The 23597-nt window shown below is 42.4% G+C and carries 18 protein-coding genes; 11 read left to right on the top strand and 7 right to left on the bottom strand.

From position 1 onward, the window contains the following. Nucleotides 1–61 precede the first annotated feature (61 nt). From GKO22_RS07260 to GKO22_RS07235, 6 genes are all read right to left on the bottom strand, one after another. Entirely contained in the window at nucleotides 62–595 is a 534-nt protein-coding gene (locus tag GKO22_RS07260) for an OmpH family outer membrane protein (protein ID WP_240920180.1), read from the bottom strand. Between the two features lie 94 nt (nucleotides 596–689). After that, the gene (locus GKO22_RS07255) at nucleotides 690–1226 is read right to left on the bottom strand and encodes an OmpH family outer membrane protein (RefSeq protein ID WP_166333645.1); all 537 of its coding nucleotides are present in this window, start codon (nucleotides 1224–1226) and stop codon (nucleotides 690–692) included. Between the two features lie 309 nt (nucleotides 1227–1535). Beyond that, entirely contained in the window at nucleotides 1536–4115 is a 2580-nt protein-coding gene (locus GKO22_RS07250) for a BamA/OMP85 family outer membrane protein (protein ID WP_166333643.1), read from the bottom strand. A 116-nt stretch (nucleotides 4116–4231) separates the two neighbouring features. Beyond that, nucleotides 4232–4969: an isoprenyl transferase gene (locus GKO22_RS07245; RefSeq protein WP_166333641.1), complete on the bottom strand. Its 738-nt coding sequence runs from the start codon at nucleotides 4967–4969 to the stop codon at nucleotides 4232–4234. Between the two features lie 148 nt (nucleotides 4970–5117). Next, nucleotides 5118–6008 carry an NAD kinase gene (locus GKO22_RS07240; RefSeq protein WP_166333639.1) on the bottom strand — a complete coding sequence of 297 codons (891 nt, stop codon included), beginning with the start codon at nucleotides 6006–6008 and terminating at the stop codon, nucleotides 5118–5120. A 44-nt stretch (nucleotides 6009–6052) separates the two neighbouring features. Continuing rightward, nucleotides 6053–6715, bottom strand: a complete 663-nt coding sequence (locus GKO22_RS07235; protein ID WP_166333637.1) for a CBS domain-containing protein — start codon at nucleotides 6713–6715, stop codon at nucleotides 6053–6055. 221 nt (nucleotides 6716–6936) lie between these two features. Between GKO22_RS07235 and GKO22_RS07230 the strand changes: the two genes are divergently transcribed. Beyond that, nucleotides 6937–7767 carry a 1-acyl-sn-glycerol-3-phosphate acyltransferase gene (locus GKO22_RS07230; RefSeq protein ID WP_166333635.1) on the top strand — a complete coding sequence of 277 codons (831 nt, stop codon included), beginning with the start codon at nucleotides 6937–6939 and terminating at the stop codon, nucleotides 7765–7767. 20 nt (nucleotides 7768–7787) lie between these two features. Further along, on the top strand, nucleotides 7788–8753 hold the full coding sequence (locus tag GKO22_RS07225) for a GNAT family N-acetyltransferase (RefSeq protein WP_166333633.1): 966 nt from the start codon (nucleotides 7788–7790) through the stop codon (nucleotides 8751–8753). A 15-nt stretch (nucleotides 8754–8768) separates the two neighbouring features. Here the strand turns inward: GKO22_RS07225 and GKO22_RS07220 are convergent, their stop codons facing one another. Next, on the bottom strand, nucleotides 8769–10706 hold the full coding sequence (locus GKO22_RS07220; RefSeq protein WP_166333631.1) for a KUP/HAK/KT family potassium transporter: 1938 nt from the start codon (nucleotides 10704–10706) through the stop codon (nucleotides 8769–8771). Between the two features lie 196 nt (nucleotides 10707–10902). Between GKO22_RS07220 and GKO22_RS07215 the strand changes: the two genes are divergently transcribed. From GKO22_RS07215 to GKO22_RS07175, 9 genes are all read left to right on the top strand, one after another. Continuing rightward, on the top strand, nucleotides 10903–11484 hold the full coding sequence (locus GKO22_RS07215; protein ID WP_166333629.1) for an RNA polymerase sigma factor: 582 nt from the start codon (nucleotides 10903–10905) through the stop codon (nucleotides 11482–11484). A gap of 85 nt (nucleotides 11485–11569) precedes the next feature. Further along, nucleotides 11570–12739, top strand: coding sequence for a FecR family protein (locus GKO22_RS07210; RefSeq protein ID WP_166333628.1), 1170 nt, complete (start codon nucleotides 11570–11572; stop codon nucleotides 12737–12739). A 310-nt stretch (nucleotides 12740–13049) separates the two neighbouring features. Beyond that, nucleotides 13050–16310, top strand: coding sequence for a TonB-dependent receptor (locus GKO22_RS07205; protein WP_166333626.1), 3261 nt, complete (start codon nucleotides 13050–13052; stop codon nucleotides 16308–16310). A gap of 12 nt (nucleotides 16311–16322) precedes the next feature. Next, nucleotides 16323–17783 carry a RagB/SusD family nutrient uptake outer membrane protein gene (locus GKO22_RS07200; protein ID WP_166333624.1) on the top strand — a complete coding sequence of 487 codons (1461 nt, stop codon included), beginning with the start codon at nucleotides 16323–16325 and terminating at the stop codon, nucleotides 17781–17783. Between the two features lie 21 nt (nucleotides 17784–17804). Continuing rightward, complete coding sequence (locus GKO22_RS07195; protein WP_166333622.1) at nucleotides 17805–18488, top strand: SGNH/GDSL hydrolase family protein; 684 nt, start codon at nucleotides 17805–17807, stop codon at nucleotides 18486–18488. A 110-nt stretch (nucleotides 18489–18598) separates the two neighbouring features. Beyond that, complete coding sequence (locus GKO22_RS07190) at nucleotides 18599–20248, top strand: FAD-dependent oxidoreductase (RefSeq protein WP_166333620.1); 1650 nt, start codon at nucleotides 18599–18601, stop codon at nucleotides 20246–20248. Between the two features lie 110 nt (nucleotides 20249–20358). Continuing rightward, nucleotides 20359–20895 carry a gluconate 2-dehydrogenase subunit 3 family protein gene (locus tag GKO22_RS07185; RefSeq protein WP_166333618.1) on the top strand — a complete coding sequence of 179 codons (537 nt, stop codon included), beginning with the start codon at nucleotides 20359–20361 and terminating at the stop codon, nucleotides 20893–20895. Nucleotides 20896–20929: 34 nt separating this feature from the next. Next, the gene (locus tag GKO22_RS07180; RefSeq protein ID WP_166333616.1) at nucleotides 20930–22648 is read left to right on the top strand and encodes a GMC oxidoreductase; all 1719 of its coding nucleotides are present in this window, start codon (nucleotides 20930–20932) and stop codon (nucleotides 22646–22648) included. A 30-nt stretch (nucleotides 22649–22678) separates the two neighbouring features. Continuing rightward, nucleotides 22679–23578 carry a sugar phosphate isomerase/epimerase family protein gene (locus tag GKO22_RS07175; RefSeq protein ID WP_240920177.1) on the top strand — a complete coding sequence of 300 codons (900 nt, stop codon included), beginning with the start codon at nucleotides 22679–22681 and terminating at the stop codon, nucleotides 23576–23578. Nucleotides 23579–23597 lie beyond the last annotated feature (19 nt).

Below are 23597 nucleotides of genomic sequence, written 5' to 3'. Positions count from 1 at the left end.
GATAACAAAGAAAAGCCGCTACAGTTCTTGTAGCGGCTTTCAAAAAGTTTAAATGGGAAGTTTAGATTCCCAATTTAGCTTTAACATCTGGTGTCAAATCATCACCACCATCGAAGTAGAATACACTTCCGCTAGCCAAATCTAAAACATAAGCATAGCCTTTGTCTTTTGCTACCGTGTTGATCGCATTGATCACTTTAGTTTCGATGGGGTTCATCAACTCCTGGTATTTCTTCTGAAGCTCTTCTTGCGCTTGACCATTAGTTGCTTGGATACGCTCTTCCATTTGGCGCATTTCTGCTACTAAGCCTTGGATCTCCGTGTCCAAAGTAGACTTATTAGCCTCACTACGGTTCATCGCTTTTTCGTTCGCTTCCGTTTGTTTTTTCTGGTATAGCTCCAGCATTCCTTGATACTCTTTCTCCTTTGTTTCTCTCAAAGTCTGAATTTGAGTTTGCGCAGTTTTGAATTCAGGAGTAGCTTGCATCAACTCTTGCGAATTAATGTGTCCAATTTTCTGCTGAGCATTCGTCACCTGTGTAGCTACGAATAATCCCGCTGCTACAGCTACACCTTTCCATACATTTTTCATCATTTTCATGTTAATCTAAAATCTTATACTGCGATAAGTTTGTTGTTTTGTTTATTCTGTTAATCTTATTAGTTTGCGCAATTATACTAAAAAAAACTTAATCCGCTAGCTTAGGATCTGGTTTGTAACCAAGCTTTGTGATCACCGCGTTACTTTTATCCAGTGTTGGATTAGCGAACAAGAATGTAGCCTCCGTGCTTCTGTCTAAGATTAGATCTAAGCTTTCTGCTGCGGCAATATCTTGGATCGCTTTGGTTAAGCGTTGTTGAATAGGCTGAATCAGTTGAGCACGTTGTTTGAATAATTCGCCCTCAAAACCAAAACGCTTACGTTGCAAGTCTTTCACTTCACGTTCTTTATTCACGATCTCATCTTCGCGGCGTCTACGCATATCATCGTTCAGTAATGTCTGATCATTTTGATACGCTTTGTACATGCGCTCGATTTCTGCATATTTTCCATCTACCTCTTCTTGCCACTTGGTAGAAAGATCATCCAATTGCTTTTGAGCAGCTGCGTATTCTGGAATGTGCTTTAAAACATATTCCGAATTTACATAAGCTAGTTTCTGTTGTGCAAAACCTACGCTAATTGTTAGCGCCAGAACTGCTGTAATCATAAGAATCTTTTTCATCGATATATGCTTTAATTTTTTCCCGTTTATAATTCTTCTGACAATTGAAACTTCAAAAAGTTTAAATTATCCAAATTTCAAAAAGTGTAAACTGTCTACTTCTAAAGACGTCACGTCGCAAAGTAACAAAAAATAATCATGCTTAAAAGGTACTGTCGTCCATTTTTAACTTAAATTTAACGGACATCAGTGCCAATAAATTAAACGAACGGACTAGCCCTGCTGCTACATCTTGTCTGTAGGCATATAAAACAACGGAGGTTATCTCGCAAAAGATAACCTCCGTTAATTTTTCCTTGATGATTTTGACTAGAAACCACCCATATTCTGAATAATACTAAAGGTGAAGTTTTGTCTCCAACGACTTTCTGGCATACCCGGAATCGGATCGAAAGCGTGTCCGTAGTCGATACCCAACATACCGAAGATCGGTAAGAAGATACGAGCACCGATACCCATGGTACGGCGTACTTTAAATGGATTGAACTCGCGGAAATTATTCCACGTGTTACCAGCTTCAGCAAATGCCAGTGCAAATACCGTAGCCTGTTCATTTAACATAATCGGATGGCGAAGCTCCAATTGATATCTAGCGTAGATTGGAGAACCGGAACGCACCGCGATGTTTTGTGCGCTTCCTCCGCCAGTAGATTCTGGAATGACAGTACCATTTGCGTAACCGCGCATCGCGATAATCTCGGTACCTTGTAAGAAGTCAAATCCTTGCATACCATCACCACCCAACACGAAACGCTCGAATGGTGAAATAGGCGCATCACCACCATACATTCCCAAATAACCAAATTGTGCTTGGGATTTTAAGACTAATTTGCCAGCGATGGTAGTGTACCATTGTGAGTCAAACTTCCATTTGTGATATTCAACAAATTTGTAAACCTCATTAGCCGGCGCCGTAGCGTAATCAACATTGTTCCATAATGAGTATGGTGGCGTCAATTGAACACTCAAACGAATATTAGAACCTGATGTAGGGTAGATAGGTGCATCTACTGTATTACGGCTAATCTCTTGCGTAAAGTTAATGTTGTATGAATCTCCATCAGCAAACAGGAATAATCCGGCATAGTTATTCAATACATAACGTTGGAAAGATAGTGAGCTATTGATCTGGAAATAACGATCTGGCCATTGCAAACGCTTACCCAAGGTAGCTGTGACCCCGTGCATATTGATGAATGGTGCATTCTCTCTTTCTACCCATTGCGATCCTTGGAAAAACATTTCTCGCATATTGGATACGTACGCATTCAGACCGAAGTAAATAGGTTTTTTACCACCCAACCAAGGTTCAGAGAAAGAGAAATTATACGACTGATACCTTCTACCCGAAGTTTGCCCGCGGATACTGAATTTCTGTCCATCCCCACGCGGAAGAGGTTTCCACGAATCTTTCTTAAAGAAGTTACTCGTCGAGAAGTTGTTAAAGTTTAGCCCTAAGGTACCAATGACCTGTCCAGCACCGTAACCACCAGACAATTCCACCTGATCAGAAGCTTTCTCTGCTACCGTAAATTCTAAGTCAGTAGTACCTTCCTCCATATTGAGGTTTTTCATGGGGTTCGGCGTGATTTTTTGCTCGTCAAACATACCAAGTTGGGAGATTTCACGAATACTACTTACTAATGCCTCTCTAGAATATTTCATCCCTGGTTTCAGGAATATAGAACGTAAGACGACGCGATCATTTGTGACATCATTACCTTTCAAAATTACATTATTGATCGTGTATTGCTTCCCTTCAAACATCTGGATTTCCAGATCAATCGTGTCTTTGGAGATACGTTTAATGATGGGTTCAATCGAGAACGTAAGATAACCGTCATTCTGATATAAAGCCGCTATATCATCGCTGGCGCGGGTAGGGCCTTGCAATCTAGCATTAATCTTCTCTTCACTGTACACATCACCTTTATTGATGCCAAATATGAGATTTAAGATGGAATCCTGATATTTAGAGTTTCCCGTCCAAGTAATGTCGCCCACATAATAACGCGGGCCTTCATATAAGTCTATGTCAATGTTGATGCGTTTTTTATTATAACGCCAAATACTATCACGCAAGATCTCCGCATCACGGTATCCCTTGTCTTGCATCTTCGCGATGAGGTTCTCTTTAGCTTCTTGGTACTTGTCTTCTTTGAATCGGCCTGGTCCGAAGATGCGAAACCATGCACGTGGTTTTACGCCTTTCAAAAACTTACGCAATTGGCGATTGGTGAAGTTTTCAGCGCCCGTGAAGTTGACACTATTAACTTTAATTTTATTGTTCTTTTCTACCTTAGCCGTTACCGTTTCGTAGTTGGCTTGGATAGAATCTGGAGCGGTCGTGATGGTGATGTCTGGATACAGATATGATTTTTCGCGCAGGTATTTCTCAATAGTACTACGTGTGGTACGAAGTAAATTTTCGTTTACAATTTTGCCCGAACCAGCATTTAGACGCTTGCGAACTTCTTCTGCTTGACTTTTCTTCAATCCCTCAACCGTAATTCCTGCCAAGCGAGGTCTTTCCACCACGCGAATCTCTAGGAAGATATTCTCGCCTTGGATATTCGTCGCATAAAGCTGCACCTCTTCAAAAAGGTTCTGCGCCATGAGGTCTTTAATGACATTGGCGGTTTGCTCACTAGGTACCTCAATGTATTGGCCTACGTTTAATTTCGAAATGGTGATTAGGACGTCTTTGTCCAAGTATTCTACTCCCTTTACATCCACTCCGGCAATGATGAAATTTTTCTGATTCAAGTACGAAAGTTCGTCAGGATCGCTCAGGTTAATAGGGCGATTTCCAGGTGTCTGAGCCTGGGCAGAATAAAAAACGGAAAGTGCGGAGATTATAAAGGCGAGTTTAACAAATATGTGCTTCATCTACTAATTATTGTCGGTGCTAAAGTACACCAATCTCTTGTTAATTTATGTTAAAAGACCGATCGCAAGCTTTAAGAAGTGTTAAAACGAGGCAAAGGGTCAAAAGTAAACAAATCTTACAACTGTTCACTAATCTTACCGAATCTTCTTTCTCGGTTTTGGTAGTTATAAATGCATTCATACAGATTGTCGCGCGTAAATTCGGGCCACATAATTGGTAAAAATGCAAATTCGGTATAGGCCATTTGCCACAGCATGAAATTGCTAATACGTTGCTCACCACTCGTGCGTATCATCAAATCAGGATCTGGAAGACCCGTGGTATATAAATTTTCGGAAAACAATTCTTCCGTAATATCTGTTGTGGCAAGCTCGCCATTTTGCACACGTTGCGCGATTTTTTTGGTTGCTTGCAAAATCTCTGCGCGCGCGCCATAACTTAGGGCAAGCGTCAAGGTACAAACAGCGTGATCTTCGGTCTGGTCGATGGTTTCTTGCAACGTCCGTTGGCAGTGCGCGGGCAGATCGTCAATATTACCCACTGCATGCAACTTCACGCGATTTTTTTTGAAGGTTTCTACTTCAGTGGAGAGTGAATGCACCAGGATTTCCATTAATGCCTGCACTTCTTCTTTCGGGCGATTCCAATTCTCGGTAGAGAAAGCATATAGGGTGACGAAGGGCACGCCAATCTCAACACAACCTTCTAGCGTTTCGCGAACCGAATTCACGCCATTTTGGTGGCCAAAAACGCGGTCTTCTCCTTTCTCTCTCGCCCAGCGGCCATTGCCATCCATAATGATTGCAATATGCTGAGGTAGGTTATCCTTATTGATTATGTTTTTGAAATCCATTTTTTTCGTGCAAATGCTTTTAGGACCTACTAACTGTCCGTACGCTACTGGGCGTAAAGATAGCTTTTTTCAATCAAGTAACTGTTTTATAAAATATATCGTAGCTCGGTTTGAAGTAGGTAGATTTATGATATTTGGTGACGTGTATCTAATAATTGCGTACGTCCAATCCCCATAGTAGTTTTTCGCGCAAGATGCTAAAATACTGATCTTTTTTAAGCCGAATAAGGTTAATTTCGAAATCTGCCTTTCGGATTCGTAGTGATGTGGTACTTGGTAAGGTCTTGCTCCTAGAATCACAGCTCAAGATGTATTTTTCCGTGCGGCTATCGATCTTTAGATCCAATTCCGATTCTGCCGAAATTACGATTGGTCTCACATTTAAGTTGTGGGGAGATACGGGAGTGATTACAAAATTGCCACTACCGGGCATAATAATGGGGCCACCGCAACTCAATGAATAAGCGGTAGATCCGGTTGGAGTCGCAATGATTAAACCATCTGCCCAATAATCATTGAGCAATTGTTGATCCAAATTTGCCTGGACCGTAATCATGGCTGAAGTATCATATTTGAATACCGTAATGTCATTTAGCGCGAAGTTTTCGTTTCCGAATAAGTCATCTTCCGCGCTAGAAACCGAAAGCACGCAGCGTGATTGTATGGTATATTCCCCATTCAGGATTTCTTCCAATGCTTGATGGATATCATTTTTGGCAATATTGGCCAAAAATCCGAGTCGACCAAAGTTGATCCCTACGATCGGAATGCCCGAATCGCGAATGAGGGATACTGCCGATAGCATCGTGCCATCGCCCCCCAATCCAAGCATAAAATCGATCGGCTGAGCGACGTCTTTCAATGTGTTGAAAGTCTTGAAATGCGCCGGACAATAGGACTCATCTTTCAGAAATGCGAAAAATGGCGCATAAACATAGACGTCAATATCACGTGCGGCCAGAAAACGAAATAACTCTTCTACGTATGAATTGACTGAAGGATTAAATTCGCGTCCATAGATGGCTATGGTTGTTTTCATGTGAGCAAATAGTTACAGCGGGCAAATGTCGCAATAATTGTTCATTATAATTCTAGGTAGTTCATCAAAAGATTGTACCGATCTTGAATATCATTTTTATCGCTTCCATCATTGAATGTTGCTTTCACCACGTAATCAAAGCGCCATAATGATGCAACAATTGCGGCAATATTGTATTTATTCACCTTGATAGTCATCTCTATGCGTTCGGAATCAGGTAGTTGCCGAGATGAAATACTCAGTATTCGGGTATTTTCAGACTCGATAATATGCGAAACCTGCGATAGTGTGTAGTCGCGGCTATCCATTTCCAGCACGATCACAGCGCCAGCTTCGTTATTGGCCAAAGTATGGTTGAGCGCTTTGAGTATATCCTTCTGAGAAATGATACCTAAATATTTGTGATCTTTGGTAAGTACGGGTAGAATATCGTGATCATGTACCGCCATAATCTGCAAACCATCAAAAATATGTTGGTAATCATATACATACACCAGCGGTGACGTGCGCTTAATATCGCCAATCGCTTTGGATTCGTCTTCTTCTGCCAGCAAATCATCTTCGCGAACCAAGCCTATAAACTCACCATCCTGTACAATCGGTAGCTGATGAAAGTGAAATTCATTAATGCGATGTAATACATGAGCCACCGTATCTTTCGGATTGACCTCTGCATAAAACTTAGAAATTATTTCGCCTATATACATGCTGTTCCTTGTTCTTTATTACCTAGTTAGACTATGATTAGCGCCAACGTTTAATACGTCACATTTTTGTTGTATAGCTTCTTGACTTATGCTAAGTTAATAACATTCAGGGGATCATACCTAATCGGGAGGGTTCTGACTGTACTTTTTTTCTCAAAGTTATTCGTACATGTCATAAATTATGTATTTTTACGACAAAGGAGTAGGGTATTTATCACTTTATGAAATCAGTAGAGCAAGAAAAGTTTATAGAGATACGGAGCGTTATTCATAAAAAAAACCCAACACTAGCCAAGTGGATTCCCAAACCTCTCATTAGTTATTTACAGCGTGTGATACACGAGGATGATATCAATTATATCATGCGCGAATATAAGGATGACTATGGTCTGGATTTTGTGGATTCACTGCTTAATGAACTTGGCGTCGAGGTTATCCTAGAAGGAGCGGAACACATTCCATTGACAGATAGCGTCATATTTGCGTCCAACCATCCGTTAGGAGGTTTGGATGGAGTGGCTTTTATGCAGGCTATTGGCCGATACCGGAAAGATGTTAAATTTTTGGTGAACGACATTCTGTTGAATGTTCGGAATCTAGAACCACTATTTATCCCGGTCAACAAGCTAGGTGGTCAAAGTAAAAGTGGCATCGCGGCGATCGAGAATGCCTACGCTTCCGATCAAGCTTTATTGGTGTTTCCAGCTGGACTAGTCTCCCGCAAGATAGATGGCAAAATACAGGATTTGGAATGGAAGAAAAGTTTTATATCCAAAGCGAAGAAATATAAAAAAGATATTGTGCCAGTGTATATAGATGGAAAGAATTCCAACTTTTTTTACAACTTGGCGCGATTAAGACAGCAGTTGGGTATCAAAGCCAATATCGAAATGCTGTATTTGCCCGACGAGATGTTCTCACAGAAAAACAAGCGGGTAAAGATTGTAATTGGGAAGCGTATACCATATACCGACTTTGATGCTTCCAAGAATGAACGTGCATGGGCTGAAGAAGTGCGTACCTTAGTGTACGACATGGCGCAGACCAAATAGATAGAGAAGAATAGTTAAGTATGCAAGAGATTATTGCACCAGTAGATAGAGCGTTAATAAAAGCGGAGCTGACAGCAGAGGCTTTTCTGCGTCATACGAATAATGGTAACAATGAAGTGTATCTAGTGAATTACCACACTGCACCGAATATCATGCAAGAAATTGGACGTTTGCGAGAGCTAACGTTTCGAGGAGCAGGTGGCGGTACAGGTTTGCCATTTGATATTGACGAAAATGATACCTGCGAGCACAATTACGATCAGCTGATCGCTTGGAGCCCAGAGGATGAGGAGATTACAGCTGGATATCGTGTGATTCGTTGTGATCAAGCCATCGATAGTGAAGGTCATATTCACTTATCCACCGCACATTATTTCGATATTTCAGAAAAATTTGTGCGTGATTACCTGCCTTACACCATCGAGTTGGGTAGATCGTGGGTACAACCCAAATATCAGCCATCCAGCGAAAATCGCAGAGGCATTTATTCGTTAGATAATTTGTGGGATGGTTTGGGCGCAGTAGTTATTATTAATCCAGAAATCAAATATCTTTTTGGTAAGGTAACTATGTATCCGCACTACAATGCGGTAGCACGCGATTTGTTGATGTACTTTATGGCGTGTTATTTTCCAGATAGAGAGCAGCTGGCGAAGCCAGTCGAATCGTTATTCTTAGGTTACAAAACGGATATTTCGGAATTCATCGGCATATTTGACGGATTGCCTTACAAAGAAGGCTACAAGTTGCTCAATACAAAAGTGCGCGCCTTGGGCGAAAACATACCGCCACTTATTAATACGTACATGAATGTGTCTCCTAGTATGATGACCTTCGGTACGGCATTAAATGATGAATTTGGCGAGGTAGAGGAGACTGGTATTCTGATCACCATTGATGATATTTACCCGACGAAGAAAGAACGTCACATGACGACTTACGAACGGGACAAGATCCAAGATAGAGTAAAAACAAAAGAGGCCTAAGCCTCTTTTGTTTTTTTAGTTTAAGCGATTCAGCTTTACTTCATTCGTATCTGGAATGTTGAGCGGTACGCGCTCTAAGGTCACGAAGCTGCTGTCCAAGCCAAAACTTTTCTCCTCACTTAGGCTAAAGGTGCGCAGCACCTTATACATTTCCATGATAATTCTATTTCCCCAAGAAAGGCTAGACGATTTCGAAAATACTTTTTCTAATACAACGAAGTTGAAATCTCCTGCGATGCGGTGCTTTTTGAGTGTTTCATAGCGGCTGGTAATATCGATCTCGCCTTTTGATACCATATCTTCCACTACTTTGCGGAATAGTAAACTGATCTTTTGCTCCTCCCGAAATCCTAATTTGAAATCAATTCGCACCAATTTTCCCGGAATCAATTGTTTGACCTTGTAATCGCGTGCGTGGGGCGTATCCATTACATCCACATGCACAAACCAATATACATCGGCGCGTTTGGGTTTTTTATTAATGATGGAGTATACAATCTTGTCCTCAATATCGTGCGTATTATTAGCACTGGTAAGATATACGAGCTGTGATGCGAATGGTTGTATGCTCGTGTCCGAGCTTAAGTCGGATAGGATACCGTAGTAGTCACGAATGTCCACGAATCGGATATACGCATTTTTGATTTTTCGCGCCATGTACCAAGCATACATCACAAAAAATATCGCCGAAGCCAGTACCAATGTCAACCATCCGCCATGCGTGAATTTGACCAAATTACCCGCTAGGAAAGCGATCTCAATCACAAAATACACAAGCGCAAAAAGCGCGATCCAGATTTTAGGTACACGTTTTCGCATCATATAATAACACATCAACGCCGTAGTGGTAATGAAAGTCAAATTGATGGCTAAACCATAAGCCGCTTCCATGTTGCTCGATTTGCGAAATACAGCGATAATCAAGATACAACCTAGATACAAGATCAGGTTGATGGACGGTACATATAATTGTCCTTTGTGATCACTAGGATAGCGAATAGAAACTTTGGGCCAGATGTTCAATCGTACCGCTTCCGATATCAGTGTATATGCTCCGGAGATCATAGCTTGACTGGCTACTATCGCTGCAATCGTGGCGATTACGATTCCGGGTACGACAAACCATTCAGGCATAATACCGAAGAATGGATTAAGATCTCCCAAACGTGCACCTTGATGCGTGAGCAACCAAGCACCTTGCCCAAGGTAATTCAACAAAAGCATGCTTTTCACAAAAATCCAGCTGATTCGAATGTTAGACTTGCCACAATGTCCCATGTCTGAATACAACGCTTCGGCTCCAGTAGTACATAGAAAAATAGCACCGATGATAAATAGCGAATGCGGATGTTGTACAATCGTTTGTACCGCGTACCACGGATTAAACGCTTTCAATACATAAGGCGCTTGATCGATGTGTAGAACACCCAATGTTCCGATCACCACAAACCAAATTAGCATAATCGGACCAAAAACTCGCCCCACGACAGAAGTGCCAAAGCGTTGGATCACAAAAAGCAAAGAGATGATTAAAACCACGATCGGCACGGTTGGTATATTGGCATTCATCATGGAAAGTCCTTCCACCGCCGACGAGATGGTAATTGCTGGCGTAATCATGCCATCTGCCAACAATGTCGAAGCACCTATGATGGCAGGAATAATCAACCATTTACTTTTCCGCCGCACCAAAGAATACAAAGATAAAATGCCACCTTCGCCATTATTGTCTGCACGCAATGTGATGATGACGTATTTAATGGTAGTTTGCAACGTAAGCGTCCAGAATATACACGATAAGCTACCTAGAATTAAACTTTCTTCAATGATCTCTTGATGAAAAATCGCTTTGAAAACGTACAATGGAGAAGTACCAATATCTCCGAAAATGATCCCTATACTGATCAGTAAGCCCGCGGCACTAAGCCGGTTTAAGTGCGATTTATTGTCCATAAGACAGATGAGTAAATAACGCGGTAAATGTATTAATTTTCTGGATTTATTTACCATGTTTTGACATTCTCTCTAAGATCCGATTTTGCAATAAAAATGATCATAATCTGAATGATCTTGGCCGTTTGTGAATCTCTGGTTTTAGAAAAGTTCGCTCAATTTTTATAGCTTAGTCAAAATTAGTATTTCAGCACCTATGAAGTCTACCAGTTATGAAACCTTACTTGAAGAGGAATTAATTCCATTGTTGACTCGTGGGGATAGGAAGGCTTTTAAGGAAATTTTTAATCGATACAATCATTTTTTGCTGAGTTATGCGGATAGGCTTACACGCGATACGCAAGAGAGTGAAGACCTTATTCAAGAGATTTTTGTTCGCGTATGGGAGCAACGAGAACGATTCGATCCCTCCCGAAGCCTGTTTAATTATTTAAAGGTGAGTGTCAGAAATGGATTTTTAAATCAGGAGAGATCCAAGAACAACCGCACTGCATTTAAGGAAGAACTTTTACATTATCTCACGCAAGGATACGATGGAGCGGATCAGAAGCTTTTAGACAAAGAACTCATCAGCAGATTGGAAAATATTGCTCGATCCCTTCCCGGCAAGATGGGTAAGGTTTTTCTGATGACACACTTTGAAAATTATAGCAATGAGGAGATAGCCGTCGCGCTGCAAGTCTCTGATAAAACGGTAAAAAACCTTCTTAGCCAAGCTGTTGTAAATATCCGATTGCGTTTGGGCTTGTCAGTAGCTTTAGCGATTTTGCTTTCCTAGCAAAGAAAAATAAAATAAATCGGGATAAATTGCCATTACGTGTGTACTATATAAAAGGGGGCACACAAAAGCCTTCTGAATAACCATGAAAAATAAACCTTCGCAGGAGTTAATCGAGAAGTACTTGAATGGGAATGCTACGCTAGAGGAAAGGCGCTATGTAGAGGCCGCTTTGAATCGGCATATGGATCAAAGCGAATCTCTGCGCACATCCAAAGAACTCGTCGAGGCCTCTACGCGAATAAAGCGAAATCTTTTTGGAAATAGTGAGAAACCCGTATTGCACCTTAATCGCATGCTGCCGTATGCAGCGGCAGCGATAGTCCTGTTTCTTGGGTTTGTATTTTGGAGATGGCAGATAAAAGAAAGTAAGATGGCAGTGGATAGCGCGGCGGAGCAACAAATTGTTGATGCTCAGCAGGTGTTGCCAGGAAGCAATAGAGCTACGCTTTCGTTTGACGATGGCCAAGGCGTAACATTAGATGAAAGTCAACAGGGGATTGTGATGAGCGATGGCGGCATTACCTATCGCGATGGGAGTAGTTTACGGAAGGACAAATCAGGAATCCGGCCTATATCTCATGCCACATTGACTACTCCAAAAGGAGGTACGTATCAAATCACCTTGCCCGATGGCTCAAAAGTTTGGCTTAATGCGGCATCAAGTCTTAAATATCCGGTGAAGTTTGATGATCAGAAGCGCATCGTGGAACTCGAAGGAGAAGCCTATTTCGAGGTAAAGCCATTAAAATCCAAAGCAAAAGACAAACGGGCATTATTGACTCCATTCTTAGTGAAGACCAAGCGACAAGTAGTTGAAGTATTGGGTACTGGTTTTAATGTTTCTGATTACGATGATGAAGAAGAAACGAAAACCACCTTAGTGGAAGGAAGCGTGAATATTATTGCAAATAACAATACAGATAGCATGTTATTGTCGCCAGGACAACAGGCTGTGGTATCCAAAAATAAAACGAAGGTACGTAACGTCGATGTAGAGCAATTTATAGCTTGGAAAGAAGGGTTTTTCTATTTTGACCGTTTGCCCACGCAAGTAGCACTCGCTCAAATGGCGAGATGGTATGATATTGATGTAAAATATGAATCAACAGTACCGAATGCGCCAATATTTGGCATGATTGATCGTCAAAAGAATTTGGAATCCGTACTGAAATCCCTAGAAATAAGTGGTCTTACATTCAAATTGCTTGAAATTAAGGATCGACGTACACTGGTTGTTCTAGGAGAAAAATAAACTATCAAAGCCGGTATCAAAAGACTGGCTTAGCGGCAAAGACGCACCAATTATACACAATAAATTAGGAGGGCTCGTATGGACACTTCGTAATGATGCTATTTATTGCAATAGCAATTCTATCCAAAATAGTAACGGATGATGCTGATGACATCATCCGCAAGTTTTGCTTGGAACATATGATAGACTAGTTAGTAATCCCAACTAGTCAATAACCAATTTTACATAACCCAAACGATACAAATCTATGAGTTTTAAACTACTTGTAAAAGCTCCTTATTGGCCTTTTACGAACCGGTGGCTATTTATTATGAAACTAGCATTTTTTCTAACCTTTATTTTTGTTCTTCAGGCCACAGCCGAGGGTGTAGCACAAAAGATCACACTGCAGGCCAAGAATAAAAGTCTTCGACATGTGATGAAAGATATTCAGCAGCAGCGAGGTTATTCATTCTTGTTTCGCGGCGCTCATATTGCGGATACACGCGTCAATGTACAAGTTAAGAATGCAGAATTCGCGGATGCCATGCGCATTATATTAGATGGGCACAATCTACAATGGTCTTTAGACGATGATATTATCACGATCAGACCATCCGCTACACGATCCACAAAGCCGAGCACGTCGGAAGTAAACAGAGCTCAACAGCGAGTAATTACGGGTTCCGTAAAAGATAATCTTGGCAATCCACTGGAAGGCGTAACGGTGAGGGTAAAAAATACGGAGTTAGCGACAACAACCGGTATTGACGGCAGCTATCAGCTGCAAATGTCCAATGAACAGAGTGTTTTGCTTTTTTCATTGATCGGCTTTGGATCAGTCGAAGAAACAGTAGGCTCTCGATCAGTCATTGCAGCCATTTTGCAGCCTTCGGTCAACGATTTTGAAGAGGTCGTCGTGGTTGGATACGGCACAGTGCGCAAAGCCGATTTGACGGGTGCGGTAGCACAAGTCAAAACCGCACAGCTCGAAGCAGTTCCTGTCTATAATATTGAACAAGCCTTAAAAGCAGGAGCTACAGGAGTGCGTGTGGTACAGAACTCAGGATCACCGGGTGCGCGTATGGAAGTGCGGATTCGCGGTGCCAACTCTATGATTGGCGACAATCAACCGCTCTATGTGGTAGATGGTTTTCCCGTTACCGGCGATATCAGTTACCTCAATCCATCCGATATCGAATCAATGGATATCCTGAAAGATGCCTCTGCAACAGCGATATATGGAGCTCGAGGCGCGAATGGAGTCGTAATTATCACATCTAAAAAAGGAAAAGCGGGTCAGCCAACTCGGATCGATGTACAAAGTCAGTTTGGTATCCAAGAAGATATCAAACGAATGGAAGTATTGGATGCGCGCGAATATGCGATCGTCGCCAACGAATGGTTGAAAAATGCGAATCAGCCGCCGATATTCAATTTGGATGAAATCCAAGGCCCAGGTACAGACTGGCAGCGGCAGATCTTGCGAAAAGCACCGATGCATAACCATACCGTGACGATTTCGGGGAGTTCAGAAAAAACACGGTACTCTCTATCTGGTAATTATTATGATCAAGATGGTATTATCATCAATACCGGCGCCAAACGTGGATCGGTTCGGATGAATATGGATCACCGTCTTTTTGATTGGCTGAGCATGGATTTTAATGTGAACCTGTCTAGAAGAGAACGCTTCCAAGTTCCAGTAGATAATGGCAATGCGGGCAATTCCATGTATTCGGGAGCGATTTCTGCACCTCCAACTTTACCGGTGTCCGACGAAAATGGCTTGTATACGCAATTTCGCCAGATCTATTCCTTTGCAGAAGTCTCTAACCCCATGGTATTTAGCGAACCGTACAAAAATCGCAGTCTAACCAATGTGGTCATTGGTAATACCAGCTTTACGGTGAACTTGGCAGAAGGGTTGACCTTCAAAACCTTACTAGGTCTCGAAACGCATCATGGTGCGAGCGAATTGTTTGTTCCTCTGATCTACCCTAATGATAGAGGTGCGGCATCCCAAGGTACGTCGTATCGGACTTCCTTTTTAAATGAAAACATCTTGAATTACACGAAGTCATTCGGCACGCAACAGCGATTGGATCTCATGGGGGGATTCACCTATCAGAATGATCTCAATCGCGTGTCCAATATCAGTGTAAGTGGTTTTGCTAATAACAATACCGCAAATTTTAATTTGGGAGCGGCCGAGACCATAAACCCACCTTCGTCCGGAATTTCGCGATGGGCCATGTCATCCTGGCTGGCCAGAGCCAATTACTCATTGGCAGAAAAGTATTTATTTACCGCAAGTATCCGTGCCGACGGTTCATCCAGATTTGGAGAAAACAACAAGTGGGCTGCATTTCCATCTGGAGCGGTAGCTTGGCGAGCTAGCAACGAACCATTTCTCCAAGAGGTGGAAGCGATCAATGAATTAAAGGTTAGAGCTTCCATTGGTATGACGGGAAATACGGCACTCTCGCCCTATCAATCGCTAGATCGTATTTCTCCGGTACGTGCCATTTATGGAAATAGCACGGAGATTATCGGATATGTGCCGTCGGGAATTGCAAATCCTGCATTGCGATGGGAGACCACAACGCAAGCTGACGTTGGTTTTGATGTGACCTTGTGGAATAATAGATTGACAGTCACGGCAGATTACTTCACCAAAAGAACCACAGACGTATTGGCATCTGTGCCGCTTCCGCCGTCGATTGGTTTCGGCTCTATGTTGCAAAATATTGGAGAAATCAGAAACCAAGGATTTGAGGTCAATGTATCATCGGATATCTTGACCAAAGAATTCAAGTGGAATGCAGGCGTTCGTCTTTCAACGAACAGAAGTGAGATCATCACCCTAGCAGGAGGAAATGATATTTTTAGTAGTTCGCTCGATCTTTTCAGATCTAGTATGAATATCGCGCGAGAAGGGTATCCTTTCGGTATGTTTTTCGGTCTGGTAGAAGATGGTTTGGACGATCAAGGTAGGATTAAATACGTGGACCAAAACCAAGATGGTGAGATTAACGCATTGGATCGGGTGATCATCGGTAATCCCTATCCAGATTTTATTTACGGAATCAACAGCGATTTCGCATACAAAGGTTTCGAGTTAAATGTCTTTATAGAGGGCGTGTATGGCAATGATATCTTCTGGGCAACGGCCGGGAACAACCTCAATTCTTTTCAGCGCGGTTCCAATCAATTTCGTGATCTGATAGGCAGTTATTGGACAGCAGAAAATCCAAACCCTAATGCCAAATACCCTAGAGTAAGCTCTACATCACCGCTGGATGTATCCGACCGCTTCATAGAAGACGGAAGCTACCTACGATTGAAGTCGGTACGCCTAGCATACAATATACCTGTAGCAAAGTTGACCAACTCTAGATTAAAACGTGCACAGGTGTATATATCTGGCGTGAATTTGTTCACGATTACGAATTATCCGGGTATTGATCCCGATGTGAATACCACAGGAACGGATTCGCAAGGTGTAGGCGATCGACTTCGTATGGGAATTGATCAGACCGCCTATCCAACAGCCAAGATGTTTCTGGCTGGAATTAATTTTTCATTTTAAAAGATCCGTATCATGAAACATATCATAATCGCATTTATCATACTGGCAACCACTTGGTGCTCTTCTTGTAGCAATCTTTTGGATGAGATGCCGGAAGACTTTATTAGCCGTGTAAATTTTTATCAAAACGAGACAGACGCACTGGGCGCTATTGCGGGTGCATATTCCTCGTTTGGAATAGATTACTATAACATTAATTATTACCTATTGCTGGAGTTACATGGGGATTACATCGACGGTAGGGGTTCACAAGCACCGATTTCGAATTTTGCTCAAGTATTGGATAATGTAGGTATCGGTCGAGCTGCTACCGGTTGGTCCGTGCTGTACCAGTCGATTAACCGGGCAAACGCCGTACTAGATAATGTGCCTGGCATTGTCAATATGTCAGATAATGTGAAGAAAAGAATCATTGCGGAGGCTCGCTTTATTCGCGCGATGGCTTACTATAACTTAGTCAAAGCTTGGGGGCCAGTGCCTATTCGATTGCATGAAGCTAGAGATCTAAGCGCATTGTCGTCTCCTCGCGAACCAGAAGAGCGCGTGTACACTTTAATTATGGAAGATCTGGAAGCAGCGCAAAACGATTTACCTACCTCAGTAGGTGCGGAAACAGGTAAGGCTTCGGCCGGTGCGGCAAAGCTGCTTCTAGCTAATGTTTACCTCACCTTGGGCCAGTGGGAGAAGGCAGCTACAAAAGCCGAAGAAGTGATTACGTCCGGTGTTTATAGTTTGGTAGAGGTCGATAAACCCGATGATTTTTACAAAATATTCGCCACGCAAACCTCTTCCGAAGATGTGTTTTCAGTACATCATTCTGAAAATCGATTTTCTGAAATTCCACTTTATTTGCATCGCGGCGATACTCCGCCATACAATTACTCAAGCCGCGGATTTTGGGCTTGGATTCCAAAGACCAATTCATTTATTGGTTCAAGCTGGGACAATAATGATATGAGAAAATCATTCAACCTCTATACCAAACACCTGGATAGAAATGGCAACGAAGTTAATTTGCCTTCAACTTCTCCAATTTTATTCAAGAAATTCATCTCGAACACGGCGGGACTGAATGTATATAGTCTGCCGATCCTACGCTATGCGGAAGCATTCTTGATCTATGCCGAAGCCGCCGCACTTGCAAATAATGCCGTCACGCCGCTTGCCTTAGAAAGGTTGAATATCATTAAACGACGTGCTTATGGATACCCGTTGAACGCCGCTTCTCCGGTAGACTATACGGCTGCTGCAGATGCACGCGCATTTCAAGATGTTGTAATTCTAGAGCGAGGGTATGAGTTTATTCTCGAAGCAAAGCGTTGGTGGGATCTCAAGCGTACCGGAAAAGTCAAATCTGCCTTTCAAGCGGTCGGCAAGACGTATATGGATGAAAGATTGCTTTTTCCTATCCCAGAAAACGAAATCAATAGTAATCCGGCACTCAGTCAATCAGACCAAAATCCGGGATATTAAATCATTGAATCGACTATCGAGATGAAATCAAAATTAGTACTGTTACTCACCGCTTTTCTAATCAGTACAAGCTCTTTTGCTCAATCCCAAATGGTTAGCAAATTAGAAAATGGCGTTAGCCAACACATTATCGTGTATGGTACCAGTTTGTCCAGCGGCGGGAATGGACACGCATGGATGCAACCTGTAGCCGCTCACTTAGGAAAACTATATGGTGATAGTTTGATCCGTTATTCCTTAGCCGGAAAAGGCGGAATGTGGTCTTCTTGGGGAGTGAAAAATCTCGAAGATAGCGTGATCGCAAAAAAGCCTGATGTCGTCTTTATCGAATTTGGGATCAATGATGCATTCATAGATTATCATACCCCTGTTGCTGTAGCGCGCTTGAATCTGCAGTATATGATCGATCGTATTAGGCTATATGATGCATCGTGTGAGATTATTTTGCAAGTCATGAATATGCCTATCGGCAAATCGTCCACATTACGGCCTCATCTCGAAGACTATTATGCGATGTATCGATCCGTGGCAGCAGAGAAAGGAATTATGCTTATCGATCACTATCCGAACTGGCTTAAGATATTGGAAAAAGGGGAGGAAGATTTTCGAAAGTATGTGCCAGATGGAATACACCCCAATAAGGTGGCGGGGGAACAAATCATTGCGCCACAAGTTATTCAATCTATACTGACAAACAGTCAATAAAGAATGGTTTGATCAAGAAAGAAATCAGCAGTCACTTATCCAACTATTTAGGGTGAGTGACTATAATTATATTCTAAATCGTTAATATGCAGAACGTTAATCTATCAAAAATGAAGAACTTATTATTGTGTTTTATCATGCTGGGCATGTTTAGCGCTTGTGAATCGAGCAAATCGAAGAAGCATGAAGCGGATATTATTATTTACGGCGGCACTTCGGCAGCCATTACGGCTGCAGTACAAGCGAAAAAAGCAGGAAAATCGGTGATCGTCGTTTCGCCAGATACACATTTGGGCGGACTCTCATCAGGAGGTTTGGGTTTCACCGATACAGGCGATAAATCGGTGATCGGAGGGCTGGCGCGTGATTTCTATCATCGCGTATATATGCATTATCAGGATAGCGCTGCTTGGAAATGGCAGCGTGCATCCGAATATGGAAATAAAGGCCAAGGTACGCCAGCTATGGATGGCAATGCGAGAACGATGTGGATTTTTGAACCACATGCTGCCGAGCAGGTTTTTGAAGATTATGTGAAAGAGTATGCCATCGATGTAAGACGAGACGAATGGCTTGATCGTGAAAAGGGAATCGTCAAAAGTAATGGTAAAATCTCTTCTTTTACAACTTTAAGTGGCCAAACCTATACCGGTAAAATATTTATTGATGCCACGTACGAAGGCGATCTAATGGCCGCCGCAAATGTGAGCTATCATGTAGGGAGAGAAGCCAATAGCGTATACGGCGAAAAATGGAATGGTATTCAAGTGGGCGTTTTACATCATGGTCATTGGTTTAAAAGTGACATCAGTCCATACAAAACTTCGGGAGATAGTAGCAGCGGACTTTTGTACGGCGTTTCTGCTGACTTCCCGGGTGTGCACGGCGAAGGCGATCACCGCTTGCAGGCGTATTGTTTTCGGATGTGTTTGAGCAATCATCCAGAAAATCGCGTGCCATTTCCGAAGCCAGATGGTTATGATGCAGATCATTACGAATTGTTAGCCAGAGTATTTGATTCTGGTTGGAGAGAGACTTTTCAGAAATTTGATCCGATTCCCAACCGCAAGACGGACACGAATAACCATGGTCCTTTTAGTACCGATTTTATCGGAATGAATTACGATTACCCAGAGGCAAGTTACGAACGACGTAAAGAAATCACCCAAGCACATGAAGATTATCAGAAAGGCTTAATGTATTTTTTGAGTAACGATAGCAGAGTCCCTGAAGATGTGCGTCAGCAAATGTCGCAATGGGGATTGGCAAAAGACGAATTTACAGACAACGGGCATTGGCCGCACCAATTGTATATTCGAGAAGCTCGTCGCATGATCGGTGAATATGTAATGACAGAGCATGATACATTCAGTGAACGCAAGATTAGTGACCCTGTCGGAATGGGTTCGTACGCATTGGACTCGCATAATGCACAACGCTATGTCAAGCCTGATGGTTACGTGCAAAATGAAGGTGATATCGGAGTGACTCCGAAGCAAGCCTATCAGATATCGTACGGTTCGCTCGTGCCTAAAAAAGAAGAATGTACCAACTTAATGGTACCTGTCTGTCTGTCTAGCTCACACATCGCTTTTGGAAGTATTCGAATGGAACCTGTTTTTATGATATTGGGAGAAAGTGCTGCCACCGCTGCGGTACTGGCTATTGATCAGAACATAGCAGTGCAGGATGTCAATTACAGCGAATTGGAGAAGCAATTGCTTGCGCAACACCAAATACTTGCTTTAGGAAGCAAATAAGCCGAGAACAGCTAAGATGATATGGAAAAGTAGCGATGCAATGACTCATCGGTGCAAAACGAGTTGGAGATTCCTGACCGGTTATCATCATAACAAATAAACATGAGAAAATGAGTGAGAAAATAAATCGCAGATCCGCCTTGCGAACGATGCTCTACATCGCGGGCGGCGCCCTGATTTTGCCCGCATGTTATCGAGATTCTGGCCGGGCAAGTATTGCATTGGTCAATATCAGTATAGATGAATCGGATGAAATGCTATTGGAATCATTAGTAGAAGCACTGATCCCTGCAGACGATACACCTGGGGGCAAAGGGTTGAGATTACACCTTTTTGTTTTGAAAATGGTCGATGATTGTCACGAGCCAGAGAGTCAACAACAATTTGTAGAAGGCCTCAAGAAATTTGCTATTTGGTCAGAGGAGGAGCTTTCTAAGCTTTTTATTGATGCCAAAAGTAATGAAAAAACCGAGCTGATGACGCGTGTGGAGGAATCGGGAGATGAATCATTATTGTCCTTTTTCAAAACCACCAAAAGACGAACCATTCAAGGCTATATGAACTCGCAGTACGTGATGACTAATCTGGTGAAATATGAAATAGCGCCTGGACGATATAACGGTTATTTCCCGATGGGGAATGAATAAATAGGAATTTATGAGATCATACAATTAAATAAATATGGCAAACATCGGAGGAGAAACTAGAAAAGAGCGTACGTTTGATGTCATTGTTATTGGGTCTGGAGCAAGCGGAGGCTGGGCAGCGAAGGAATTTACCGAAAAGGGATTGAAAACGTTGGTATTGGAGCGCGGTCGAGATGTCGTGCACGTGAAGGACTACCCAACTACCAATTTGTATCCGTACGAATTAGAGCATAAAGGTGAGATTACCTATGCGGACAAACAGGAAAATCCGGTGGCCAATCGCTGTTATGCCTATAAAGAAGATACGAAGCATTTTTTTGCCAGCGATGCAGCACATCCCTATATTCAAGATAAAGAATTCGACTGGATACGAGGTTATCAAGTCGGTGGCAAATCCTTGCTTTGGGCTAGACAAACGCAACGATGGAGCGAATATGATTTTGAAGGTCCAGCTAGAGACGGATTTGCCGTAGATTGGCCGATCAGATATGCCGATATTGCACCATGGTATGATCATGTGGAGCGATTCGTCGGCATAGCTGGAAATAAAGATGGATTGGATACACTGCCTGATGGAGATTTTCTGCCAGCCTATCCATTAAATGCGGTAGAAGATTATTTCAAAAAGACAGTTCAGCAGCACTACGGCAGTACACGACATGTCATCAGCGCACGGTGTGCCCATTTGTCTGAACCAAAACCGATCCATATAGAGCAAGGGCGGGTGAAATGCCAGCATCGGATTTTATGCCAACGAGGTTGTCCGTTTGGTGGCTACTTCAGTAGTAACTCGTCGACGCTACCATGGGCAATGAAAACCGGAAACTTAACTTTGAGGCCATTCTCGACTGTGCATTCCATTCTCTACGATCAAGACCAAGAGAAGGCGGTCGGTGTAAAAGTGATTGATACCGATAGTGGAGAGGAAATTGATTTTTTTGCCAAGGTTATCTTTGTCAATGCCTCTACATTAAATACCAACCAAATTCTAATGAATTCTATTTCTGCTCGATTCCCAAATGGATTAGGTAATGATAATGGCTTATTAGGACAATACATCGCATTTCATAATTATACCGCCCGGATCACAGCTTCTTATGACGGGTTGCAAGAATATCGGACAGATGGCCGAAATCCTGCAGGTGGCGGTTATATTCCTAATTTTCGGAATGTACATCGGCAAGAAACTGATTTCTTGAGAGGTTGGGCGGCCACGTTCGGCGCTAGTCGGCAGATTATACGCAACAATGATGCGGTGGGAGAAGAATTGAAAAGTAATCTCACTACCGGAGAGTGGAGCAATTGGAAAGTGCATTCACACATGATGGCTGAAACTATCCCTAAAGAAGAAAATCGAGTTTGGTTAGATGAAAAACAAACGGATAAATGGGGCATACCATTGCTTCATATCTCGGTGGAGTACGCGGCAGATGACGGGCAACGGCGAAGCGATTATTATGAGCACATGGCAGATATGTTCGAAAAAGCCGGTTTTCAGGATATTCGCACGCAAGATGATGGTCGCAGACCGGGGAATGATATTCATGAAATGGGTGGTGCGCGTATGGGGCATGATCCCAAAACATCTTTGCTGAATAAATGGAATCAGTTGCACCTTTGCAAGAATGTATATGTCACCGACGGAGCATGTATGACTTCCACCGCGACACAAAACCCCACACTTACCTATATGGCACTGACTGCAAGAGCGGTTGACCATGCGGTAAGCGAATTAAAAAAACGAAATCTATAAACTTTGATAAGCTAAATGATGAATAATAACATGAAATTTTTAAACGAGAAAATGGGTGTTTTGATCCGATTCCCGATATTGTGGAGCATGGTGCTCCTCATGCTCTTGAGTAGTTGTGGGTCCTCCAGTCAAGGACATAAAAAACAAAATCAGCATCCAGAAACGAAACTCGGCTGGCAACTTGGAGCGCAAGCATATACCTTCAAAAAATTCACCTTTACAGAAGCAGTTTCTAAGATTGCGAGTTGTGATCTACAATTTGTAGAAGCGTATCCTCAACAAGAGATCGGAGGTGGGATTCAAGAAAAAATGGATTACCACATGTCGGAGAACAGCCGTGTGTATCTAAAACAGTTACTGAAGGAGCATAATGTCCGTTGGTTGGTATATGGCGTGATCAAAGCGAAAGATGCACCCGAATGGAGAAAGATTTTCGAATTCGCAAAAGGAATGGGGATAGAAACTATTACCTGTGAACCCGACGTCGCTATGCTTGATGAGATTTCTAAATTATGTGAAGAGTTTGATATTCGTGCCGCCATTCATAATCATGCTTCACCATCATACTATTGGAATCCGGAAACGGTATTAGCTGCCATAGAAGGTAAAAGCAATAAAATAGGCGTCGCTGCCGATATAGGTCATTGGGTACGATCAGGATTAGATCCTGTCGAAAGTCTTAAAAAGCTCGAAGGAAAGGTTTACCATCTCCATTTTAAGGATCTGAACGAGAAAGATAGCAAATCAGCACATGATGTACATTGGGGAACAGGTGTCAACAATATCGCTGCGGTAATCAATGAGTTGAAGCGTCAGAAATTTAGAGGTATGATCGCAGCCGAATACGAATATAATTGGGATAACAACGTAGAGGATGTACGAATCAGTGTAGAGAACTTTCGAAAAATATTGGTGGAATCCAACCATTAACTAATCTTATTCCTTCACT

The organism is Sphingobacterium chungjuense, from assembly GCF_011316935.1.
GTDB lineage: Bacteria > Bacteroidota > Bacteroidia > Sphingobacteriales > Sphingobacteriaceae > Sphingobacterium > Sphingobacterium chungjuense.
The sequence above is the reverse complement of the archived record's forward strand: the minus strand, read 5'-3'. Positions and strand labels throughout refer to the sequence as shown.